This window comes from Sulfitobacter sediminivivens (genome assembly GCF_042611115.2).
Taxonomy (GTDB): Bacteria; Pseudomonadota; Alphaproteobacteria; order Rhodobacterales; family Rhodobacteraceae; genus Sulfitobacter; species Sulfitobacter sediminivivens.
This window is the reverse complement of the sequence record NZ_JBHGAR020000037.1, coordinates 1-20,755: the sequence shown is the minus strand read 5'-3', so window position 1 is coordinate 20,755 and position 20,755 is coordinate 1. Positions and strand designations below refer to the sequence as shown.

The 20,755-nt window shown below is 53.9% G+C and carries 21 protein-coding genes and 2 pseudogenes; 16 read left to right on the top strand and 7 right to left on the bottom strand.

Annotated features, from left to right (window positions below):
* Nucleotides 1-153 precede the first annotated feature (153 nt).
* The 4 genes and pseudogenes from ACEWL3_RS19860 to ACEWL3_RS19845 all read right to left on the bottom strand — a co-directional run.
* Nucleotides 154-407 (bottom strand): annotated as a pseudogene (locus ACEWL3_RS19860) (tripartite tricarboxylate transporter permease); the annotation flags it as partial.
* A gap of 231 nt (nucleotides 408-638) precedes the next feature.
* Nucleotides 639-1,946, bottom strand: a complete 1,308-nt coding sequence (locus ACEWL3_RS19855; protein WP_386185299.1) for a pilus assembly protein TadG-related protein — start codon at nucleotides 1,944-1,946, stop codon at nucleotides 639-641.
* A gap of 73 nt (nucleotides 1,947-2,019) precedes the next feature.
* Nucleotides 2,020-2,457 carry a TadE/TadG family type IV pilus assembly protein gene (locus ACEWL3_RS19850; RefSeq protein ID WP_386185297.1) on the bottom strand — a complete coding sequence of 146 codons (438 nt, stop codon included), beginning with the start codon at nucleotides 2,455-2,457 and terminating at the stop codon, nucleotides 2,020-2,022.
* A gap of 71 nt (nucleotides 2,458-2,528) precedes the next feature.
* Nucleotides 2,529-3,086, bottom strand: coding sequence for a hypothetical protein (locus ACEWL3_RS19845; RefSeq protein ID WP_386185295.1), 558 nt, complete (start codon nucleotides 3,084-3,086; stop codon nucleotides 2,529-2,531).
* Nucleotides 3,087-3,728: 642 nt separating this feature from the next.
* Between ACEWL3_RS19845 and ACEWL3_RS19840 the strand changes: the two genes are divergently transcribed.
* From ACEWL3_RS19840 to ACEWL3_RS19825, 4 genes are all read left to right on the top strand, one after another.
* Entirely contained in the window at nucleotides 3,729-4,292 is a 564-nt protein-coding gene (locus ACEWL3_RS19840) for a PepSY domain-containing protein (RefSeq protein ID WP_386185293.1), read from the top strand.
* Nucleotides 4,293-4,350: 58 nt separating this feature from the next.
* The gene (locus ACEWL3_RS19835) at nucleotides 4,351-5,010 is read left to right on the top strand and encodes a response regulator transcription factor (protein ID WP_386185291.1); all 660 of its coding nucleotides are present in this window, start codon (nucleotides 4,351-4,353) and stop codon (nucleotides 5,008-5,010) included.
* Complete coding sequence (locus ACEWL3_RS19830) at nucleotides 5,007-6,356, top strand: ATP-binding protein (RefSeq protein ID WP_386185288.1); 1,350 nt, start codon at nucleotides 5,007-5,009, stop codon at nucleotides 6,354-6,356. Before ACEWL3_RS19835 ends, ACEWL3_RS19830 begins: the two co-directional genes overlap by 4 nt.
* A gap of 657 nt (nucleotides 6,357-7,013) precedes the next feature.
* The gene (locus tag ACEWL3_RS19825; protein WP_386185285.1) at nucleotides 7,014-7,268 is read left to right on the top strand and encodes an Arm DNA-binding domain-containing protein; all 255 of its coding nucleotides are present in this window, start codon (nucleotides 7,014-7,016) and stop codon (nucleotides 7,266-7,268) included.
* Nucleotides 7,269-7,712: 444 nt separating this feature from the next.
* On the opposite strand, the gene ACEWL3_RS19820 is transcribed toward ACEWL3_RS19825, so the two are convergent.
* Nucleotides 7,713-8,195 (bottom strand): c-type cytochrome, encoded by a 483-nt coding sequence (locus tag ACEWL3_RS19820; protein ID WP_435001528.1) that lies wholly within the window; start codon nucleotides 8,193-8,195, stop codon nucleotides 7,713-7,715.
* A gap of 232 nt (nucleotides 8,196-8,427) precedes the next feature.
* On the opposite strand from ACEWL3_RS19820, the gene ACEWL3_RS19815 reads away from it, so the two are divergent.
* Nucleotides 8,428-8,616 (top strand): hypothetical protein, encoded by a 189-nt coding sequence (locus tag ACEWL3_RS19815; protein WP_386185282.1) that lies wholly within the window; start codon nucleotides 8,428-8,430, stop codon nucleotides 8,614-8,616.
* A 206-nt stretch (nucleotides 8,617-8,822) separates the two neighbouring features.
* Nucleotides 8,823-10,112: an MFS transporter gene (locus tag ACEWL3_RS19810; RefSeq protein WP_386185280.1), complete on the top strand. Its 1,290-nt coding sequence runs from the start codon at nucleotides 8,823-8,825 to the stop codon at nucleotides 10,110-10,112.
* 355 nt (nucleotides 10,113-10,467) lie between these two features.
* On the opposite strand, the gene ACEWL3_RS19805 is transcribed toward ACEWL3_RS19810, so the two are convergent.
* Nucleotides 10,468-11,376 (bottom strand): LysR substrate-binding domain-containing protein, encoded by a 909-nt coding sequence (locus ACEWL3_RS19805; protein WP_386185277.1) that lies wholly within the window; start codon nucleotides 11,374-11,376, stop codon nucleotides 10,468-10,470.
* A gap of 98 nt (nucleotides 11,377-11,474) precedes the next feature.
* Here ACEWL3_RS19805 and ACEWL3_RS19800 point away from each other — a divergent pair, with 98 nt between their 5' ends.
* From ACEWL3_RS19800 to ACEWL3_RS19755, 10 genes are all read left to right on the top strand, one after another.
* Entirely contained in the window at nucleotides 11,475-11,945 is a 471-nt protein-coding gene (locus ACEWL3_RS19800) for a TRAP transporter small permease (RefSeq protein WP_386185275.1), read from the top strand.
* Nucleotides 11,942-13,240 (top strand): TRAP transporter large permease, encoded by a 1,299-nt coding sequence (locus tag ACEWL3_RS19795; protein WP_386185273.1) that lies wholly within the window; start codon nucleotides 11,942-11,944, stop codon nucleotides 13,238-13,240. The genes ACEWL3_RS19800 and ACEWL3_RS19795 overlap by 4 nt, the downstream gene beginning before the upstream one ends.
* Before the next feature lie 59 nt (nucleotides 13,241-13,299).
* On the top strand, nucleotides 13,300-14,295 hold the full coding sequence (gene dctP / locus ACEWL3_RS19790; protein ID WP_386185270.1) for a TRAP transporter substrate-binding protein DctP: 996 nt from the start codon (nucleotides 13,300-13,302) through the stop codon (nucleotides 14,293-14,295).
* A 58-nt stretch (nucleotides 14,296-14,353) separates the two neighbouring features.
* Entirely contained in the window at nucleotides 14,354-15,454 is a 1,101-nt protein-coding gene (locus tag ACEWL3_RS19785; protein WP_386185268.1) for an NAD(P)/FAD-dependent oxidoreductase, read from the top strand.
* A complete protein-coding gene (locus ACEWL3_RS19780) occupies nucleotides 15,429-15,734 on the top strand; it encodes a (2Fe-2S)-binding protein (protein ID WP_386185266.1) in 306 nt (101 codons plus the stop codon). Before ACEWL3_RS19785 ends, ACEWL3_RS19780 begins: the two co-directional genes overlap by 26 nt.
* Entirely contained in the window at nucleotides 15,727-17,124 is a 1,398-nt protein-coding gene (locus ACEWL3_RS19775) for an FAD-dependent oxidoreductase (RefSeq protein ID WP_386185263.1), read from the top strand. The genes ACEWL3_RS19780 and ACEWL3_RS19775 overlap by 8 nt, the downstream gene beginning before the upstream one ends.
* On the top strand, nucleotides 17,121-17,408 hold the full coding sequence (locus ACEWL3_RS19770; RefSeq protein ID WP_386185261.1) for a RidA family protein: 288 nt from the start codon (nucleotides 17,121-17,123) through the stop codon (nucleotides 17,406-17,408). The genes ACEWL3_RS19775 and ACEWL3_RS19770 overlap by 4 nt, the downstream gene beginning before the upstream one ends.
* A gap of 548 nt (nucleotides 17,409-17,956) precedes the next feature.
* Entirely contained in the window at nucleotides 17,957-18,589 is a 633-nt protein-coding gene (locus tag ACEWL3_RS19765; RefSeq protein WP_386185303.1) for a tyrosine-type recombinase/integrase, read from the top strand.
* Between the two features lie 229 nt (nucleotides 18,590-18,818).
* A complete protein-coding gene (locus ACEWL3_RS19760) occupies nucleotides 18,819-19,244 on the top strand; it encodes an IS110 family RNA-guided transposase (protein ID WP_386185259.1) in 426 nt (141 codons plus the stop codon).
* Between the two features lie 18 nt (nucleotides 19,245-19,262).
* Nucleotides 19,263-19,502, top strand: a complete 240-nt coding sequence (locus tag ACEWL3_RS19755; RefSeq protein WP_386185257.1) for a hypothetical protein — start codon at nucleotides 19,263-19,265, stop codon at nucleotides 19,500-19,502.
* A 432-nt stretch (nucleotides 19,503-19,934) separates the two neighbouring features.
* Here ACEWL3_RS19755 and ACEWL3_RS19750 read toward each other — a convergent pair.
* A pseudogene (locus tag ACEWL3_RS19750) lies at nucleotides 19,935-20,755 on the bottom strand (IS110 family RNA-guided transposase); the annotation flags it as partial.

The window sequence follows — 20,755 nt, the reverse complement described above, 5'->3', positions numbered from 1 at the left end:
TGCATCAATCCGGAGCATGCCTTGCCCCATCAGAACTTCAACCTGCCGAAACTTCACGACAATCTCTTCGGGCTTGGGGCTCTTAATCGCCATCTCTGGTCCTCCGCTTTCCCAACTATAGGGGCGGACCACTTCAAAGGGGGAGGCTCAGATTCAGTGGAACCAGTCACCGTCAGCAACCCCATCAGCACGGAGCCGCGCCCGCCTTGCCCGGTAACTGGGTAGGACGATCAGGATCGCGGCGGTAATCAGCAAACCGAGCGTCATAGGTCGCTCCCAGATGAAGGATACACCGTCGTACAGTCGCATCGAACGCGCGAAGTTGCTCTCTAGTATGCCACCCAAGATGAACCCGATCAACAGAGTGCCAAAGGATAATCTGCGAATTTCAAGGCCGTCGCAGAGACGCGAAGCCACGTTGATAGCAGTGCCCGAAGCAACCGAAAACTAATGCCAACGGGCCGTCTTCACAGACGGCCCATTACCGGACCATGGTGCATTGCGCCGCCAATTTACAATTTGAGCCAAAGCCTGATTTTTCTGGCCCGGGAAGTCCTGGAGAAAACTCTGCCCAAAAACAAGGGCATCTTCAGCGAGCACATTAGCACTGACGTCAGATTAGTCAGGAACAGCCCGGCCTAATTTACCATCCTGAAGTATTCCGCCCGGTAGGCGTTTTCCATGCCATTGTTCTGACAGAATCCCATATCCATATTGCTGGTCCCGTCGATCATTCCGTAGGATACAAATGACGCGCCTTGAATACCGTCGGCATTGGCTGCAAATTCGATATCGCCAATTGCGAGGATTTGCCCGCCAAAAACATTGAGCGAGGCCGCTGCGTTAAATCCACCAAGGGTCATCAGTGTGGCCCCACCGCCTGCTGCGCAATTATCGTCGCGTCCGATGCTGAGGTCCGAGGGCGAGTTAAACGACGTGGCGCTGGTGTTGGTGGTGGCGATAACCACGTCCTCAAGCATGACACCACTTGCGAATTTGATCTCGCAGTCGCTGACAAGAAGAAAGTTGGAGTAAACGCCACCTTTAAGCGTAATTTTGCCTGATCCTGCGCAATTGAACCGGTTCACGGTATTGGGCTCAAAGTGCTGTGGGGTCAGCCCGTTGCCTGTGTAAATTTTATTGCCGTCGGGATCAGCGACTGCCAGTTCCGGTTCCCATACTTCATATACGTAGCCGGATGAGATATAGGGCGGCAAATGCTCGGGCTCTGCGCTCCAGAAACTGTCGATGATGTTGGGCAGATCATTGAGCAGGCGCAGTCGGTACGCGCCAGTCCGCAGCGCGGTCTGCAGGCCCTCGTTTTTCTCGAACCCAGAATTAGGCATATCCAGGTTGTCGAGATTAGGCATGGAAACAACGGTGCCGGGCTCGAAATAGTTGTTTTGGTTCAAGCTGACATATTCATTGGAATGTATGCAGAAACCGTCCGTAAAACTATTGTTGGACTGGATGTCGACAACCTCTTCGGCCACAAATCCTTCTGTGAAGCAAGGCGGGTAGTAGGTGCTGTATACGGACTCAACACCGATATCGAAAGTATCCTTTCCGACAATACGGAGCAGCAGGTTCTGCGAAGGATTGCCACGGACTTCCGTCATCTTGGCGCGCACCTGCACCGCTGATTTTGACGTATTATTCGCGGTAAATGTTGATGTTGCTGCATCCCAGGTACCAAATTTCACGTCCGTGCTGGTCATCACGGCCTCGCCAAATATTGAAGTGGGAAGATAACTGGACGCGGTTGTCAAAGCCAAGGCGCTGGACGTAAAGGCATCGTTTTTCTCTCTGGTATAGAGCGCGGCATGCGCGGCGGTATCTGCCGCAACCTGGAGTTGGGTCCGCTCTGAAATGACTTTATTGAAGTCGATGGCGACGCCGCCCATAACGACACAGATCATCACAAAGAAAAGGGCTAGGATCGTCATGTTCCCATCTTCTTCACTCTGGAACGTTTGATCCACAGTTCGAACTGAATGATTTTTTCCTGAGTTATACATTTTAAAACTCGATTATGTGCTGGGCGCTCACACCGACATTGATGTCATTGAACGCTGATGTCATGAAGTTGAACGGCATGAGATCTGTTGCGGGAATAGAGATGTTGGTCAGAATAAACCCTCCGGAAATCGTCGTCTGGATGGCGAGCGCCGCATCCAGATAGGAAAGTCTGTCCGTGATGTAGGTTTCGACGGCGGCTGCATCATCAAGACGACCAAGCGAGAACGCCCGATTGCCGTCTTGGACAACACGAAGGATCTGGGATTCGGCGAAAAACACCATGGAGATGTTCATCACCACGGCAAGCATGATTGCGAAAATCGGAAACCAGATGACTGCTTCGATTGTCGCACTACCGTCTTCATTGCGCCAGAATGCAGACTGTCTGTTTAGTCGTGAGGGTCTGGCTCTTTCTAAAGTTCTTCTTGGCATCTTCATGTTTGGCTCACATTTCTTTGGAGGAGTTTCATTGTGAATTATCTGAAGGACATTACTGGCTAATTTTGGGTTTACAGATCACCGTCGAGGATTGCTTGTTTCAGGGCTGCCTCAAGCTCGTCGCTCACAGTCTTGTTGGCAGCCTCTTCAAGTGCTGCGCGCTCCACTGTGGGTTGCTGCGCCACCTGTTCGGTCAGGTCGGCGATATCGGTTTCGAGGTCTGCAACTGTTTCAGGATAGGCTTCAGCAGCCTCCTTCTCCAAAGTCAGATCACTAATCGTTTCCTGAGCTGCGAGCAGATCGTCTCTTGCGGTGTTCAGATCAAACACCTGTTCCGCGGTGCGGTCCACTTCTGGGATCGCTTCCAAATCCGCGATTGTACCTGTTAGGCCATCCACAGCGCCATTTGCCGCTTCGAGATCAGCGTCGATATTGGCAGTTTCACGAGGTTCAGGAAGGTTGGCCAGTTCCGCAATTCTGTCCGCCAGTGCGTCGTTAAGTACGGCCCCGTTGTTCACGGCATCCCGATAGGCTGCGATGCGACCAATGCGGGAATTGGCCGACGCGTTTTGAAAGGCGTTTTCATTTGCGTTCCACGCGTTGAGTGCGCCCAACTCAGACGGATGCACCCCCAAAAGTCTCGCAACACGGTTGCCTCGTGGTTTGCTTATAGGCCGCGTTGAAGCCTCTGGGGTAGTCTTCGCTGAAGTGCGCTGCACCTTGGCGCTATTGGGCTTTGGGCTGGTCCTTTTAGAGATGGATCGGTTCGGCCTTGTGGAAGGTTTTGCTTTCTTTTCGCCAAATAAACCCTTCAGTGACAGGCCCTGACCGGATGACTTTTTCGAGCTTCCGACCGAACGACCTGATTTGCTTCTCCCACTGGCGGCCCCATTGTCGCCACTCGATTTGCTGGCACCTTGGCCGCCGCCCTTGCCGTTGCCGCCACCATTGCCACCACCGTTACCGCCTCCGTTGCCATTCTTCGCATAGGCGTAGTCCGGGGTCGCCAGTACTGCGACGACTGCAACAGACCCGAGAAGGGCTACTGAAAGCGTACATGCTTTTAGGAACTTTATTGAAGTGATATTCATAACGCCTCCCCGCGATGCGCATTCAAAAATATGTTGGTAACGCGTACATCGCGTCTAGAGGGTCACAGTTGGTCTGCATGTGGTCGCAGTCGCTTGACGCCAATGAACACCATTGTAATTGAACAGAGTTGGAACTGATTGTTCACCTCCAGTTCATGTTGGAAAGGTTAAGGAAGTGCGATGATTAGCCGCCTTTATGCATTGCCCAACCTGGCAAAGCGCTCTTTGATTGTCGGTCTGTTGGCCTTTTCCATGACGGGTGAGGGTCATTCTGCTGTGCGAGAGCTTAGTCAGGCCGAATTACGCAATGCTGCGGCATCCGGAAAAACGATCGGCCTCAAACGCGCGATTGACAGCGTCGCGGCACAGATTGGTGGAACGGCAGTGGATGCACGCGCATTCGAATCCGGCGGCGTTTTTTATCGCATAGTTGTCAAAAAGCCGAACGGCCAGATTGTGAGCGTGATCGTGAATGCGCGCACTGGCGCATCAATAACTGGTAATTCCAGCATTGGTCGTCAAATTGCAGCAGCTGCAAAATCGTCAGCGGGCAAGTCAAACAGCGGAAAGAGCAATTCCGGTAGGAACAACGGCAAGGGGCACAATGGCGGCGGTAACGGTCGCGGCAATGGCGGCGGTAACGGTGGCGGCAATGGCGGCAATGGCGGCGGTGGCGGCAATGGCGGCGGTAACGGTGGCGGCAATGGCGGCGGTGGCGGCAATGGCGGCGGTAACGGTAACTGACGCATGAAAGAACAATTCGGCCTTAATAAAACCCAAATTTTCCATTAGTTTCTCTGGCATGAGAATATTGCTTGCTGAAGACGAACCGCAATTGTGCGAGCAGATCAAGAGACTGCTGAGCGCTGAGGGCCAAGTTGTAGACATCGTAAACGACGGTGTTGAAGCCCAATTCATGGGCGCAACCGAACCATATGACATGATTATTCTGGATATCGGCCTGCCGGAACGCGATGGTATATCCGTCTTGCGCGAATGGCGCAAAGATGGGATTACAACGCCGGTCCTGATACTCACCGCGCGTGACGGCTGGAGCGAACGTGTTGATGGATTGGACGCTGGCGCTGATGACTACATGACCAAGCCATTTCACATGCCAGAACTGGCCGCACGTGTCCGCGCGATGCTGCGTCGCCAAAGCGGCAATGTGAATCCGGTATTTGAAAGGGGCAATCTTGTCTTCGACAGCCGCAACGGCCGGGTCTCAATTGACGGCATCCCCGTTAATCTGACAGCTCAGGAGGTCGCGGTCCTTACCTATCTATTGCACAATAACGGACGGATGGTTTCGCGCACTGAATTATCGGAACACATTTACGAATATGACGGTGACAGGGATTCCAATACGATTGCCGTCTTTATCACTCGGCTGCGTAAGAAACTGGGGGCGGATTTGATCCAGACCGTCCGTGGGCTTGGATATATGATAGACGCCGCATGATGTTGTCACTTCGTGCAAGGGCTCTGATCGGCGGGCTTCTTTCGGCATTGCTTGCCATTGTCGTGGGCACTTATGTCCTTTACTCCTATATTGATGGTATCGTTTTGCAGCGGTTTGATGCCGCTCTGTTGGAACGTCACACTCAATTGATCGTTGGCCTCAGCAACGCCGCTGACAATCCGCAACTTCTTGATCAGTTGATCTTTGACCCCGGCTATCAGACACCGTATTCCGGCCGGTATTGGCAGATCATGGGGACTGATGGCCAGGTATTCGCATCAGCGTCAATGTTTGATGCTGCTCTGACTGAACCCTCGGACCGGCCAAATCAGCTTGAGATCAGGAATATCCCGGGCCCCGAAAACGAACCGGTACGCAGTATGTATCAGCGCATTACGTTGGAAAACGGCTCCGAGTGGGGTGTCATGGTTGCTGAAACACTTACCGAATTGACCGTCGAACGTGAGCAGACCCGGCGCAGTCTGCTGTTGGCATTTGCGTTGGTGGGCGTGATCGGGCTGGCAGGCGGAATACTTCAGACTGCTACCATACTTCGCCCGCTGGAAAAGCTGCGCCGTGACGTATCCCATCGCTGGGAGAAAGAAGAAGATCTGAATGTGGCTGACTATCCTGCCGAAGTTGCGCCGCTTGTCGGCGATATTAACGAATTGCTTGACCGAAACCGAGAGATCGTGAGCCGCGCGCGCAGGCAAGCAGCGGACCTTGCCCATGCGTTGAAGACACCCAGCGCAATTTTGCGGAACGAATTGACCGCGCTCGCCGAGCAGAACCACAACATGGACAAATCTATAGACGCGCTTGATCGCGTCGACGCTCAGCTGGCGCGTTCTCTGGCCCGGATCCGTGCGGCAAACAGCGGGGCCTCGACGAACATTCGCACCGATATTGGCCATTCTATCGATAGGTTCTCGCGCTTGTTCAGTTCCATGGCACAAAGAGAAGGCAAGGAACTGCGAATGCAGGGCAAATTTTCCCTCAACGTTCGAATAGATCCTCAGGACTTCGAAGAAGTTATGGGCATTCTGCTCGATAACGCTCTGAAATGGTGTGATCATGTCGTCAAGTTTTCAATGCACCATCGACCTAGCGGTATTGAACTTCTTATTGAAGACGATGGGCCCGGCATCCCTGACAAATCGGTGCGCGAGGCGCTGCGGGCAGGAGGTCGACTTGACACCTCCAAACCGGGCACTGGCCTTGGGTTGGCAATTGCGAGTGATTTGCTGCAGGCCTACGGTGCCGATCTTCACCTTGAAAAATCGAAAGACCTCTGCGGACTAGCAGTTCGGGTTTTGATTCCAGGTCAGTTGATCAGAACTGTATGAACTCCTGGTAACTCCGATGAATAGTTTGGTAATTCCACATATAAGACATCCACACAATACGTAGCGAATGCACTTTCTGAGTCCAGAATACCGCGAGTTTTAAGGTCAACAAACTTCGTGTTTCACGAAGCGTGACAGCGGGTCGTATATATGATGCAATAGAAATTGATCGTTCTTTAGAGGACCAAGAAAATGTCGAAACATCCGTCTCAAGGAAAGGGAAAGTCGGTGACCCAACGGTGCAACCGTTGCCATGCTACGGGTCGACTTCCGTGTGAGTTTTGCGGTGGCAGGGGTGAAACTGTCGTGGGACGCGACATGAACGGGAACCAGAAATATGCTCGGTGCAGCTCATGTTTTGGGCTTAGAACGATGCGATGCAGAAGCTGCAGCGGCCTCGGTTTCTTTTAAAACCCATCTAAGCCGGAGATCATTTTTCAATATTTCTTTCTAATGGATGTCTGACGTCAGACACGAGTTTTTCAACGACATCTGCCCCATCTACCAATAACCGCCTCAAACCCTCACATATTGAACCCTTACTTGAGGCTGGTACGGTCCTAGACTTGGCGCATGAGAATGAAACTAACCGCCAATACGATTGAGACCTAGAAGCCACCAATAGGGAGGCCTCGGATTGATGTGCGCGATGAGCTTATGGTTGGACTTATGCTGCGGGTGTCAGTGTCAGGGCGCAAAGTATTATATCTGACCAAACGGATCGGCGGGCGGAACACACGGATCGAGTTGGGCACCTATCCGATGTTGTCGCTTGCCGACGCCCGCGAGAAAGCCAGGCAGATCTTGGTCAGCATTGAGAATAGCAGCAATCGGGGGTCCGCATTCGCACACTATCGAATGAAAGATATCGCGCTTTCTGGGATTCGTGGCGACTTTGGCTATGATGTTTGAACCGGATGACCACACTGCCAGAATCCCTGCCCTATTATCTGGCAGCCTGACGTATCCAGTGGCCAGTTTATCTATTTGGCAAAGTGGCAGTCTGGCCATCCCATGCCGATACGGGGATAAACAATCATAGACGAGGCGTGAGACCATCGATCCAAAAAAATTCAAAATCAGACGGTTGGAAATTCATAGTAACCAGTATTACCGCCACGGGTGCAAAATGGGTGTCGTACAGGCGCTGAAACGCCTCAAAAACGGCTTCTCGGGTGAACTTACGTAATTCATGCCGCAGAGAATGACGGCAGTTCGAACTGAGCTGACACACTCTGCGCAAATTCTAAGGTCAGCGAATGGACTCGCAGCGGCCGTCCTTTTCAATTGTTGAAGCAGTAATCGATTACGAAACTTGCCGAAACAGTTCCGGGCTTGGTGCTTTTGACCTCTCGCTCAGGGCACATAGCCGGTCGGTGCGGGGTCTTGTAGAGTTTCGAGATAGTTGACTATATCGATCAGCTTGCTCGGAACCAAGGAGTATACACCATTTCCGGTGTCGAATTCGACCATGTCATCGTCCAAAAAATGCTCGAAGACAGGCATATCCTCGCGCGGGAGAGCATTTCTCGAATAGCCGTCTATGATCGACATGACCTCAAGCATTGGCCAAACTCCGTCGCGGCGCGCGGCAATCTGCGTCAGGTCGGCCGGTTTCGTAACCAACTCTGCTGCAACAGGACCATTACCTCGTCCAGTGACGCCATGACAGGAAACACAGTTTTCCACGTATAGAGTTTGCCCTGCGCCTTGGGCTTCCAGCGAAGATCCCATAGCAAGAAACGAGACTAAAACTAGAAAGTGCTTCACGTGTGACCTGCCTTTCACTAAAATTTCCTTCCCAAGACCAAGAAAGCCAATTCGCGCCGATCCGCGCATATCTTGATCGGTAAGAATGATCGGATCGTGCGCTATCCATCGTGTCTTTCGTTGCCTTTTACATCATTCTGCTAAGACGCGTTAATTCCTCAGTGCATTGCGCCAAAGCGTCTTCCGCGTCCCTGTCAAGGTAGCAGTCGGGTTTGGAAGACTAAAGAGTTTTCAATGGTTTCTCCTGACAAAGCCCACAGTTTGTCTTAGCCATCTTCATCAGCAACCAATGGAGGACATTATGGCTGATGCAATGACCCTGAATGACCTATGCGAAGAACTGAAACTCGATTCACGTGTGACCCGGATAAAGCTGCGGGAAGCTGTGAAGAGCAATCCAGACCTCGCAGCGATCCACAAGCCGCGCGCACAATTGCGCTGGCTGAAGGGCTCCACAGAAGACAAATCTATCCGCAAAGCTGTTGTCTAATCCAAGGAGTGATCTCAGAAAGATGAGGGGACTCTGGTGTCGCGAGTGGCAAAAAGCAGCCTTTCTGTGCGAAGTTCACGAACTTCCGACCTGCGGACGAAGCCGTCATTCGCCGCGTTTTTTCGAACGGCTGCTTTATTGCGCGGAATAGGTTTCGGCTCACCTAAGGTATTGTGAACGGCGGCGGCAACGTCGATGCTGCAAAGATGGCAACCGAAATAGAGTTCTCTTTTGCAACGCTGAATGGGTCAGCTCGACGGCACATTCGTGTGTTCCAGATGCACCAGTTTCTTGATCGGTTCGCGATGGGCCTTACAGTTGCCGTTGTTGCACTGGCGTTGACAGACCGAGGTATGGACCTTTTTCAGATATCACTGCTATTCGGGATCTACTCGCTTACAACTCTGACGATGGAGCTCCCGTTCGGCGGTCTCGCTGACAGCATTGGCCGCAAGCCGGTCTTTCTGACAGCGGTCGTCGCCAGCCTGATTTCGCTGGCGCTGTTTCTCTCCACCAGCGATTTCTACGTTCTTGCACTCTCATTTGCATTCATCGGTTTTGGACGGGCGCTGCGATCGGGCACGCTTGATGCGTGGTTTGTCGAAACTTTCAAGGCCGCTGCGCAAAATGTGGATTTCCAGCCCGCACTGGCCAAAGCGCAATCGGCCAATGCCGTGGGGTTGGCCGTCGGCGCGGTTCTGGGAGGTCTGTTACCCGATATTTTGGGCTCAGTCGCGAAACGCCTCGGTTTCAGCATCTATGATGTGTCCTATTTGGCAAGTTTTGGTGTGATGCTGGGCGTGTTTTTCTTCACAATGTTGGCCATTGTAGAAAATCCGCGTCAGATGAATTCCGGTGCACTCAGACAGGGGTTCGCAAACGTTCCAACGGTGATCAAAGACGCAGGCCTTCTCGCTCTGAAACATCCTACACTTTCAATCCTACTGGCATCGCTAGCGTTCTTTCTGATGGCAACCAACCCGGTCGAAGTGATCTGGCCGACCCATGCAAAGCCCATGTTGGATGAGAGTTACGCAAACACTGTCATCGGTGTTGTGACTGCGACTTATTTTTTCTCCATCGCTTTCGGCGCATCTCTGTCCCCGCACATCAGCCGTATCTTCAGGCGGCGGCACGCCCTGACGTTGGCGGCGACGTTTGCTTGCTTGGCGGGCGTTCAGATCACATTGGCACTGCAAGGTGGTATCATCGGCTTTGTGGCAGTTTTCATTCTGTATTCTGTGATTCTTGGTGTCAGCGAAACGCCAGCCAGCAGTATTCTGCATCGCTGCGTGGGCGACCATCAGCGGTCGACCATGCTGTCGCTGAGATCGTTGATACAACAGTTGGGGGCCGCATTGGGTCTGGTGTTTGCCGGAGCCGTCGCCGAAATTTATTCCACACCTACCGCATGGATTGTCGGGGCGTTGTTTCTTTTCATTGCAGTGGTACTGACCTTTGTGTTGGTTAAACGATTGGCCTTGGAAAGCCGGTAGCTTACATTCGTGCGTCACGCAGCGTCCAGCGGCATTGGGCTCTTCCGGGACCTTCTCTGCGATCCGCACGAATTACCGGTTCGAGAAACACCGCCGTTCGCTGCATCAAGCGCGAACTGGTAAGACGCGGAAAAGCACCATTTCGCTGCACCCACTCTAAGGTCAGCTTTCTGCAGCTTGCACCCTATAACGAAAGGCGGAAACGGCACAAACGCGAATGCGCTTCAGCTACGTATTCCACTTGTGTACCTTTCATTGCTCATTGTGAGATCGATTGGTTCTCAGGGCAGTCATTTCGATGAACCTTGCACCACGGATGCAGGTAAGGCGCGACTGGTGGATCGTCACCAGTATTTCAAAGATGAATGTCCTCGATCCGCGCAAGCTGCTCGCGCAAGAGATTCTTGAACGCATTTGTCAAAACAGATGCCGGTCGATGTGCCGGAAGCAGAATCGCGACACTGCTTGTGATGGAGGGTTGGAAACGCCGAAACACGACGCCTGGGGCCGGGCTTGTTGCTGCTGTAATTCGGTCAACGACTGCACCGCATAGGCCGGCTCCGACAAGTGATAGCGATGGCAGGAATGTTCTGAGCACAAACCGCTTATTAAGCTTTGCATCGCATGTGGCGAACGCGTCTTGGGTCGCCTTTGTTACCGGGTGATCTTCGAAAAGCATCGCCATGGGATAATCGCTCAAATCGGTTGGGTCCAGGATTTCGTTGCGCGCTATTGGATCCGATTCAGGTAGCGCGATCACACATTCAGGGTCGAATCTTTCTATCAGGATTGAGCCGCGGGGGAGAGGCGTCTCGGCCAGCCCGATGTCGAATTGCTGCGAAGCGATCAAGTCTTCGACAACATGCGAGGCGCGCATCATAAGGTCTGCTTTGACTTTCTGCCTCCCCTTGAGAAACTCTGCCAGAACCTTTGGTAGGAAAAAGCCAGACGACGCAGGATGACATGCGATGCGCAGGCTGCCCCGGTCGAGTGTTTCAAACTCCGCCATCGTCCGGACGGTTCTGCCCATTCTCTCGAGCACCTCTTCGGCTTCCTCCAGGAAGTAATGGGCCTCGGGTGATGGCGTCAGGCGCCCGTGTTCGCGGACAAACAGATTGAACCCAAGTTCCTTCTCGATGTTAGAAATCATGGTGCTGACCGCAGGTTGCGTGCGCAACAGAGTGCGGCTGGCTTCCGAAATGGACCCACTGCGCATCACTTCGCGGAAGGTCTGAAGTTGCCGAATGGTTAAGTTGGGCAGCACGCCATAAAACCTCTTTATGGATTCAGTGATATTTTAGATTTGAATTAATAGCCAGCAATAGATCATGTTGACCCTACGTAATTCACGTCGGAGGCACCATGGATCGTTTCGCAGCCATCTTGTTGACAGGCCTGATCTGCTTCGTTGCTTTGGGGCAGTTTTTTCAAGTTATCACACGCTACGTCCTTCAGATCCCTGTGATGGGCCTGGAAGAAACAATGCTCTATCCCACCATCTGGCTCTACATCTTTGGCGCGATAAATGCATCGCGTGAAAATACGCACATCCGCGCCAACGTTCTGGAGATATTTATCTCGAGTGAGCGCGCCCACATCGTTCTGGCCATTGTTGGCGAGATTATCAGCCTCATCGTGGGCCTTTGGATCCTCAGCTGGGCGTGGGATTACACCCAATATGCATGGCGCGTTTGGCGCGAAAGCCCGACGCTTTACATCCCGACTTTCTACTCCGATGTGGCGCTGGTTGTGGGCGTAACGCTGATGATGGTCTACACCGCTTGGCACCTTATCCGGCACATCCTTACCCTGAAAAATGGAACAGTCGCATGATCGAGATCGCGCTCCTTGCCATCGCTATACTGGTCATCACGCTGACCCTTGGTGTGCCGCTTCCCTACTGCTTTGGGGCGGCGTTGATGGTAATGTATTTTATCGGTGATGTAACAATGAAAGGCATGATGTTGTGGGGTGTGCAGCAGCTTGGCAACCCAATCCTACTTGCCATTCCGCTGTTTGTTCTGGCCGGGACGATCATGGCGGAAAGCGGCATCGCGGCATCACTTTTGCGGTTTGTGAACGTATTTGTGGGGCATATCCGTGGCGGGCTAGGCGTTGTGGCGACCGTGAGCTGCGCGGTGATTGGTGCTATTTCCGGATCGGGTTTGACTGGTATCGCCGCGATTGGACCTATCCTGATCCCCGAAATGGAAAAGCGTGGCTATCCGCGTGAATATGCGACGGCGCTGATTGCGAACTCGTCCATCCTGGGCCTTCTGATCCCGCCCTCGGTCACGATGATCGTCTATGGGTGGGTCACGGACACGTCGATCCTTGCCTGTTTTCTCGCCACGCTCGGGCCAGGCCTGCTGATCATGCTTAGTTTCTCTCTCATGAACCTCTGGATGAGCCGCAAGTTCAACCTTGTGCTCGACGACAAACCAACCTTCAGTGAGCTGTCCACCGAAGTTGCCAAGCGAGGGATCCATGCATTTCCGGCACTGTTGATGCCGGTGATCATCCTGGGCGGCATTTACGGCGGGATCATGACACCGACCGAGGCCGCGGCGGTTGCGGTGATCTATTCGGTGCCGGTTGGTTTTCTGATCTACAAAGGCCTACGTCTTTCCAATTTCCTTGAGGCAGGAAAAGAAGCCGCCACCGCCGTTGGCGCTATCATGTTCATGATCCTCTTTTCCATGATCCTGAGCCAGATGTTCGTTTACGAGAGTATCCCCCAGCAAATCGTATCGAGCATTTTTCAGATTACTGAAAACAAGGTATTGCTGCTGATCTTTATCAACATCCTGCTGTTTCTGGTCGGCATGGTCGTCAATGACGTGACTGCTATCATTCTGATCGCCCCATTGTTGCTGCCACTGATGAACGCCATCGGGGTCAGCCCTGTTCAATTTGCTGCGATCATGGGCGTCAACACCGCCATGGGCGGCGTGACGCCGCCCTACGCCTCGATCCTGTATCTTGGTGCCCGGATCGGGAATGTCAAAGTTACCAAGGTCATCAAGCCAGCCATGATTTTGATTGTGACCGGCTACGTACCAGTCGTCTTTCTGACCTCGTTCTGGCCAGACCTGTCTCTCTATTTGCCCCGTCTCTTTGGATACTAAATCCTCGATACTGAGGTCGGCATTTTCCAATCAACCAACCCAAAACAAGGAACATACCCATGAAAACGCACTTCCTAGCAACAGCCCTCGCGACCCTGATGGCGGTTTCGCCCGCGATCGCGGAAACGCTCAAGATGAGCCACGTGCGCCCGCAAGACACGACCGTCGACGTTGAGTTGCGAGCCTTTGCGTCCGCAGTGTCCGAAGCGACAGGCGGCGACCTTGAGATCCAACTGTTCCCGGCTTCGGCGCTTGGCGACTATACAACCGTGCAAGAACGAATCAGCGTTGGTGCGCTCGACATGGCAACACAGCCTGCTGCCGCTGCGTCCGACCGGCGCATGCAAATTTCGTCATTCCCTTATATGGCCGAAACCTGGGCGCAGGCCCGCGCAGTCTATGGGCCGGGCGGCGTGGTGCGCGACGTCATGACCGGGCTATATTCCGATCAGGACATCACGATGCTTGCAGCCTATCCGGTCTATTTTGGCGGCATCGCCCTCAATGTGGAAAACCCCGATCACGCCAGCACCGCGGCCAACGGCATCAAGGTGCGCGTGCCGGGCATCAAGTCTTTCCAGTTGACGGGTGAGGCTCTGGGTTACATCCCGTCCCCCATTCCGTTCTCCGAAGCTTTTACGGCCGTGCAAACCGGTGTGGTCGATGGCGTGATCGGATCAGGTGCCGAGGGTTATTATGCGTCCTTCCGCGATGTGACCAAGACCTACATTCCGGCTAACACGCACTTTGAGGTTTGGTACATGATCATTTCCAATGAAAGCCTTGCAGCACTTTCGGAGGAAGATCAGGCCGCATTGAAAGAACAGGCGGTAACATTTGAGGCAACCCGCTGGGAAGTCGCCGAAGCCGATCAGGCACGCAATGAACAGCGCCTTGTAGATGATCTGGGCGCGACCGTGGCCAAGCTTTCAGACGAAGACCTCGCGGCGATGTCCGCGAAAGTCCGGGCTGAAGTCTGGCCTGCTGTGCTGGAGGATGTCGGTGCCGAATGGGGTCAGGCGATTCTTGATCAGGTGGCCGCTGCTTCCAACTAAGACCCACTCTTGGGGTGGCAAATTTTCGCCACCCCAATGCATCTGTGAGAGAAATGCCATGACTTCAGATTACGCCATTATCGGCGGCGGGATTGTCGGCCTCTCGACGGCTTGGGGCCTGCTCAAGCGCGGACTGCGTGTCACTGTTCTGGACGGCGACGATGGATCGTTTCGCGCCAGTCGGGGTAACTTTGGCCTTGTCTGGGTGCAGTCGAAAGGCATGAACCAACCACGCTATGCGCAATGGTCGCAACAGTCTGCCGCTGCTTGGGCAGACTTTGCGGCTGAATTGGCTGATGCTACGGGGCAAAACCTTGGGTTGGAGCAGAATGGCGGATATGACCTCCACTTCTCTGAAGAGACCCTTGAGGCAACCGTCGCAAAATACGAAACCCTGAAGGAAAAACTGGGCGGCGATTACCCTTACGAAGTGCTTGGCCACAATGCATTGCGCCGCGAAGAACCGGCAATTGGTCCCAAAGTCGTCGGCGCGATCTTGCACCATCAGGATGGTCACGCAAATCCGCTCAAACTCTTGCAGGCGCTGGCCGACGACGTGCGACGTCTTGGAGGCGTTATCCTGAATGGCAAACACGTCACCCGTGTCGACAAGTCCGATCTTTTCCACATCCACTGTACAGACGGGACCGAAGTGCGCGCGCGCAAAACGGTTCTGTCGGCAGGACTTGGCGCGATGACACTCGGGCCGACGATGGGATTCAAGGCACCTATCAGGCCGCAACGCGGTCAGGTCATGATTACCGAAAAGCTGCCCAAACTCATCAATCGGCCATCACTGATAGCGCGCCAAGTGGATGAGGGCAGCATTCAAATAGGTGCCACAAACGAAGAAGTCGGCCTTGATGACCACGTTACGCAACCCGGCCTCTCAGGCCTCGCGGCCAAAGCAATTGCAGCTTTTCCAGCACTTGCAAGAGCGCAACTTGTGCGCAGTTGGGGTGCGTTACGTATTCTATCGCCAGATGGGTTTCCCATCTATCAAGAAAGCGCCGAGATGCCAGGCGCGTATCTTGTGACCTGTCACAGCGGGATTACCCTTGCCGCCGCACATGCTCGGTTTTTGCCGGATTGGCTCGAAGGCGCGGACGCCGCACCAAAACTGGAGGTATTCAGTGAAAACCGTTTCTCCGTTTCGTGAAATCAACCCCCAAGGGGATCAGGTATTGGTTCGCTTTGAGGGGGCAGATCTCATGCTGCCACGCGGTGAAAACTTGGCTGGTGCTCTACTTGTGGCCGGGGTCATGCCATTCCGGCACACGCCGGTATCCGGCGCACCGCGAGGTCCGTATTGTATGATGGGCGCTTGCTACGACTGTCTGGTCGAAATCGACGGCGTGACCCGACAAGCCTGCATGCTGCAAGTGACGGAGGGCATGGAAATTACGATGCCAGCTATAAGAGGTGGGGCCGATGCGTAATGCTGATCTGATCGTGATTGGTGCAGGTCCGGCAGGCATGTCCGCCGCCCGCTGCGCAGCCGAAGCGGGGATGTCCGTTCTGGTTCTGGACGAACAGCCTACGCCGGGCGGACAGATTTATCGCGATGTCGACCGCGCCAGCGCAGTAAGAGGCGGCATTCTTGGCCAGGACTTCACCAATGGCCAGACGCAGACAAGGGGCATGCGCCACCCATCCATCACTCATCTGCGACGCGCGGTCGTATGGATGATTGAGGACGGAACCCGTGTCGCGTTTACTCAAGATGGTAAAGGCGCGATTGCAGCAGGGAGACGCATCCTCATAGCGACAGGTGCGCTTGAGCGGCCCATGCCGCTACCTGGTTGGACCTTGCCGGGCGTCATGACGGCCGGATCGGCACAAATCCTTCTCAAGCAATCCGGCATTGCTTGTGGACGGGCGGTCTTGGTCGGTTCGGGGCCGCTCTTGTATCTTGTCGCGACACAGTTGGTGCGGGCGGGTGTGCCGCCACTTGCGCTTGTTGAAACCCAATCGAAAACAGATCTGGCAAAATCGATGCGACATTTTGGCGGCGCGATGCGTGGCTGGCCTTATCTTCTCAAAGGTCTCAAGATGCTTTGGGATCTGCGCCGAGCGGGTATAATCCGGCACGTCGGTGCTAAGCATGTCACGATTGAAGGTGATCAGAAAGCCCGCGCCGTTACTTTCTGTATTGGTGAGACGCCACATCAGATCGAATGTGAAACCGTGTTGCTGCACCACGGCGTCGTTCCCAATACGCAGGCGGCTCGGTCCATCGACATTCCGCATTTATGGGATGACGCACAGAGCTGCTTTGTGCCCGAAACGGACGAATGGGGGCGCACAGCGGTCCCGACTGTTTTCATCGCTGGCGACGGCGCTGGAATCGGCGGAGCAAAAGCGGCAGCCGTTGCGGGAGAGATTTCGGCCTTGGCAATTGCTCATGATCTGGAATTGATTGCACGACGGGACCGTGATGTCTCGGCGCAGCCTTTGCTGAAACGTCTAAGGTCGGAGCGTGCTGCGCGACCATTTATCGACAATGCCTATCCGCCTTACGCGGGTGCCATCAGTCCGTCGGACGACACGATCATTTGCCGTTGCGAGGAGGTTACCGCTGGCGAGGTCAGGCGCATGGCCGGGCTGGGCTGTCTTGGCTCGAACCAGACTAAGGCATTTGGACGCGCGGGGATGGGTCCTTGTCAGGGTCGCTATTGCGGCCTCTCAGTATCGAAAATCCTATCTGAAACGAACAAGATATTACCCAATGAGACAGGCTATTACCGGATACGTCCGCCGCTCAAGCCCGTTACCTTGGGTGAAATTGCAGCAATGGCAGAATGTGAAATAAGTGAGATGAGAGAATGATCGAACGGAGGGACACCGGGCAACGCATGAGCAAAAACGTCAAGCATAATGGCGTAGCCTATCTTTGCGGACAGGTTGGGGATGGTGAAACGGTCGCCAATAAAACAAGAGACTGCTTGGCGCGTATTGAGGCTTTGTTGGCCAAGGCAGGATCTTCGCGAGACCGCATCTTGCAAGCAATCATCTGGTTGTCCGACATCAAGGATTTCGATGAGATGAATGCTGTGTGGGATGATTGGGTGCCGCACGACCAAGCGCCCACGCGCGCTTGTGGCGAAGCGTGACTTGCGCAAGACACGCTCAAAGTTGAAATTATCGTGACCGCAGCGTGTGTTGACGAGTCCTCGTAGCGCAAATTCCTGAAATCAAAAAACAGGAACGGTGTCTGGCCATCTTTCTTTTCACGCAGCTTTACCATGCCTACTGAAATCCGACGTATTGAGGCTTAAAGCGCCCCGCCTTAAACTTGAATCGCCAATGCCCTGCCACGCCTACGGCGCTCTCGGGACATTGGCAATTTTGGATGTCTCAGGTTAAAGGCGGGACGCTGTAGGTCAATGACGGTTCTGGAAAAGCCGCAGCGCAAGGTTATACGACGTGTTGACGGCCCGTGGTCAGACCCCCGACCAGACGCTTATATCTGCTTAAGACGCCTTGTGCCTCTTGGTGCATCTCGCAGCTTTATGCTTGTTGGGCTCACTGCCGCCGAATGCATCGGCAGAAATGGTGTTCTCGGCTGACTTCCGAGAGCAGGCATTCACTCCGCTTGTACGATGACATCGTCAGCGCGGTGCTGATGTCTGGGGATGGAGGGAGGATCGGAGGGCAAATCATGCCAAGAGTCCAACTTTGCGCTGTCACCCCGAAACGCAAAGCCTGGAACAAAGGGAGGATCATCGGCCAGAAACGACCGCTCCTGCCGAAACAGGTCTGGGCGATCCGTGCGCGTCTCGAATTGGCAAACAACTTGCGCGATCTTGCGCTGTTCAATGTGGCGATTGATAATAAACTTCGCGGATGCGATTTTGTGAAACTGGCCGTCACCGACTTGGTCAAAGATGATCGCTTTCGCGAACGTGTATCGGTGATCCAAAGTAAGACAAAAAAGCCGGTTCAGTTTGAATTGACTGAAAACACCCGAGAGTCCGTTATTGCTTGGGTAAGGTCATCCGAGATGATCGGTTGCCGCTTCATGTTTCCTAGCCGCTTTCATGACCGTCCTCATATCTCAACGCGTCAATACGGTCGGCTTGTTCGTTATTGGGTTACAGCAATCGGATTGGAACCGAGCGGTTACGGTACCCACTCACTCCGCAGGACCAAAGCTGCTGAGATATACCGCAAGACGGACAACCTTCGCGCGGTGCAGCTCCTGCTTGGCCATACAAAGGTTGATAGCACGGTGCGTTACCTCGGCGTTGAGATAGAAGATGCTCTAAATATTGCCGAGCGCATCGACCTCTAGGCGATGTCGGCGAACGGTGTCTGCCGTTCGTCGATTTAGAAGAGACCTAAGACCATGCAGCGGCGAAAACGAAGTACGAGCCCGATGTATGTACCGGCTGCTGTTCGCAAGTGATCAAATGCACGTATTCAGGAAGTCGCTCATATGTATCCGATGGGGTGGACGCCCCTCCGACGGCATCATTGTGCCAAACTGATGGTGTGATCACCACGTTGAGGAGGAGACGTCCATGGTAGAGATTAGCATAATTGGCATAGATTGGGCCAAGAACATATTTCAAGTTCACGGAACGACAGCCGATGGCAGGCCCGCATTCAGCAAGAAGGTACGGCGGTCAAAACTGCTCTCTTTGCTTGCCAATGTTCCGACCTGCATCGTGGCCATGGAGGCGTGTGCCAGCTCGCATTATTGGGGGCGTGAGATTGGAGCCCTTGGGCATACGGTCAAAATGATCCCACCGATCTACGTGAAGCCTTACGTCAAAAGACAGAAGAACGATGCAAATGACGCCGAGGCGATTGCGGAGGCGGCCTCTCGTCCCACACTGCGTTTTGTCGCCGTGAAGAGTGCGGAGAAACAAGCATCAGGCATGGCGCTGCGAACCCGTGATCTGCTCGTAAGACAAAAGACCCAAACGATAAATGCGCTGCGTTGACATCTTGCAGAATATGGTTTGATCGCGCCTTCCGGGACAGTACATCTCAATCGATTACAGGCCGCGATCAGTGATCCGGAGACAGAGCTGCCAGAGGCCGTCATTAACCATGCCCAACTGCTCTTGGATCATATCGAGATGCTTGCAGGCAAGATCGAGACATTGGGTGCTGAGCTACGCGCTGGCGCGCGGCAGGATCCCGTGGCAAAGCGCTTGATGACGAAGAATGAGAACTACAAGAATCCGGCAATGGTCTAACCCAGTGGGGTGGCTTATGTCGGTCATGTGAGAAGGTCGGAGGTGAAGTAAGGACAAACGGTCAACGAGACGGGATCAGGAAAACTAGGCACTGGGCCGTGCGCCTTAAAGCGCGCGTATCCGAGTTGGACCTGATCCGCGCATCTCCATACGGGCCCGTGGCGTGTCAAAGCCACATTCAGAGGCCGAACACACGACAGCACCTGACCACATGTTCCTACCTGCCAAAAACTTCTTGCATTCACCGGGGCGTCCACACACGGCCTTTGGATCGGCTTGTTGATTGCCGTGGCCCTGTTGGGAGTGCGCACGCACCGCTGTCTCATTACTACCGAGGTCAATTAAGACCAAATGGTTTCTCAGACTTTGGGTGCGTCTTAATTCCGTTCCATGCATTTGAGGATTACGAATGTCGTGGTGACTGTGATCTTCTCAGATTCCAGTCGCTATCTCTCTTTCTTTCCAATCAAAGTCCTTGCCAGAGCTCAGAACACTCCATGCAATCCGGGCAAGTTTATTGGCCAATGCGACGCCAAGCTTGTTGTGTTGCATGCGTGTCGCTGCCGCTTCCAACCATTTACCAAAGCTGAACTTGGGCCAGTTCTTTGGCCGCATCATGATGACCTGTGCCGCCTGCACAAAAAGCATGCGCAGATACCGGCTTCCGCGTTTGGTGATACTGCCCAATATCGTGCGTCCACCCGTGCTGTATTGTCGGGGCACCAAGCCAAGCCAGGCGGCAAAGTCACGTCCACGATCATAGGCCTCGCCTTTGCCGATGGCCGCGACCATTGCCGTCGAGATCAGAGGGCCGATGCCTGGGATAGTCATCAGACGCTGGCAACCCGGCTCCGTTTCACTAACCTCTTTGATCTCTGAGGTGGTCATTTCAATCCGTTTATCAAGCCAAATCCAGTCTTGCTGAAGCCCTAAGATCAGTTCCCGCATGCGCAGGGACATCACGGCACCGCGGTTGTCCAGAATAGCTTCGAGGGAGTTGCGCAAGGCCGCAACACTGCGCCGGACGGTGATACCTTGTTCGATCAGAAAGGCTCGGATTTGGTTCATGGCTGCTGTGCGTCGCGACACAAGCCTCGACCAGACACGGTGTAACGCCTGCAAGTCCAACTGCTCCTGTGTCTTCTCGGAAACCGTTTTGAGATTGGGACGCAGCGCGGCTTCCACAATCGCTTCGGCATCATTGTAGTCGTTCTTCTGCCCCCTTGTTGAAAGGCTTCACGTAAATTGCGGGA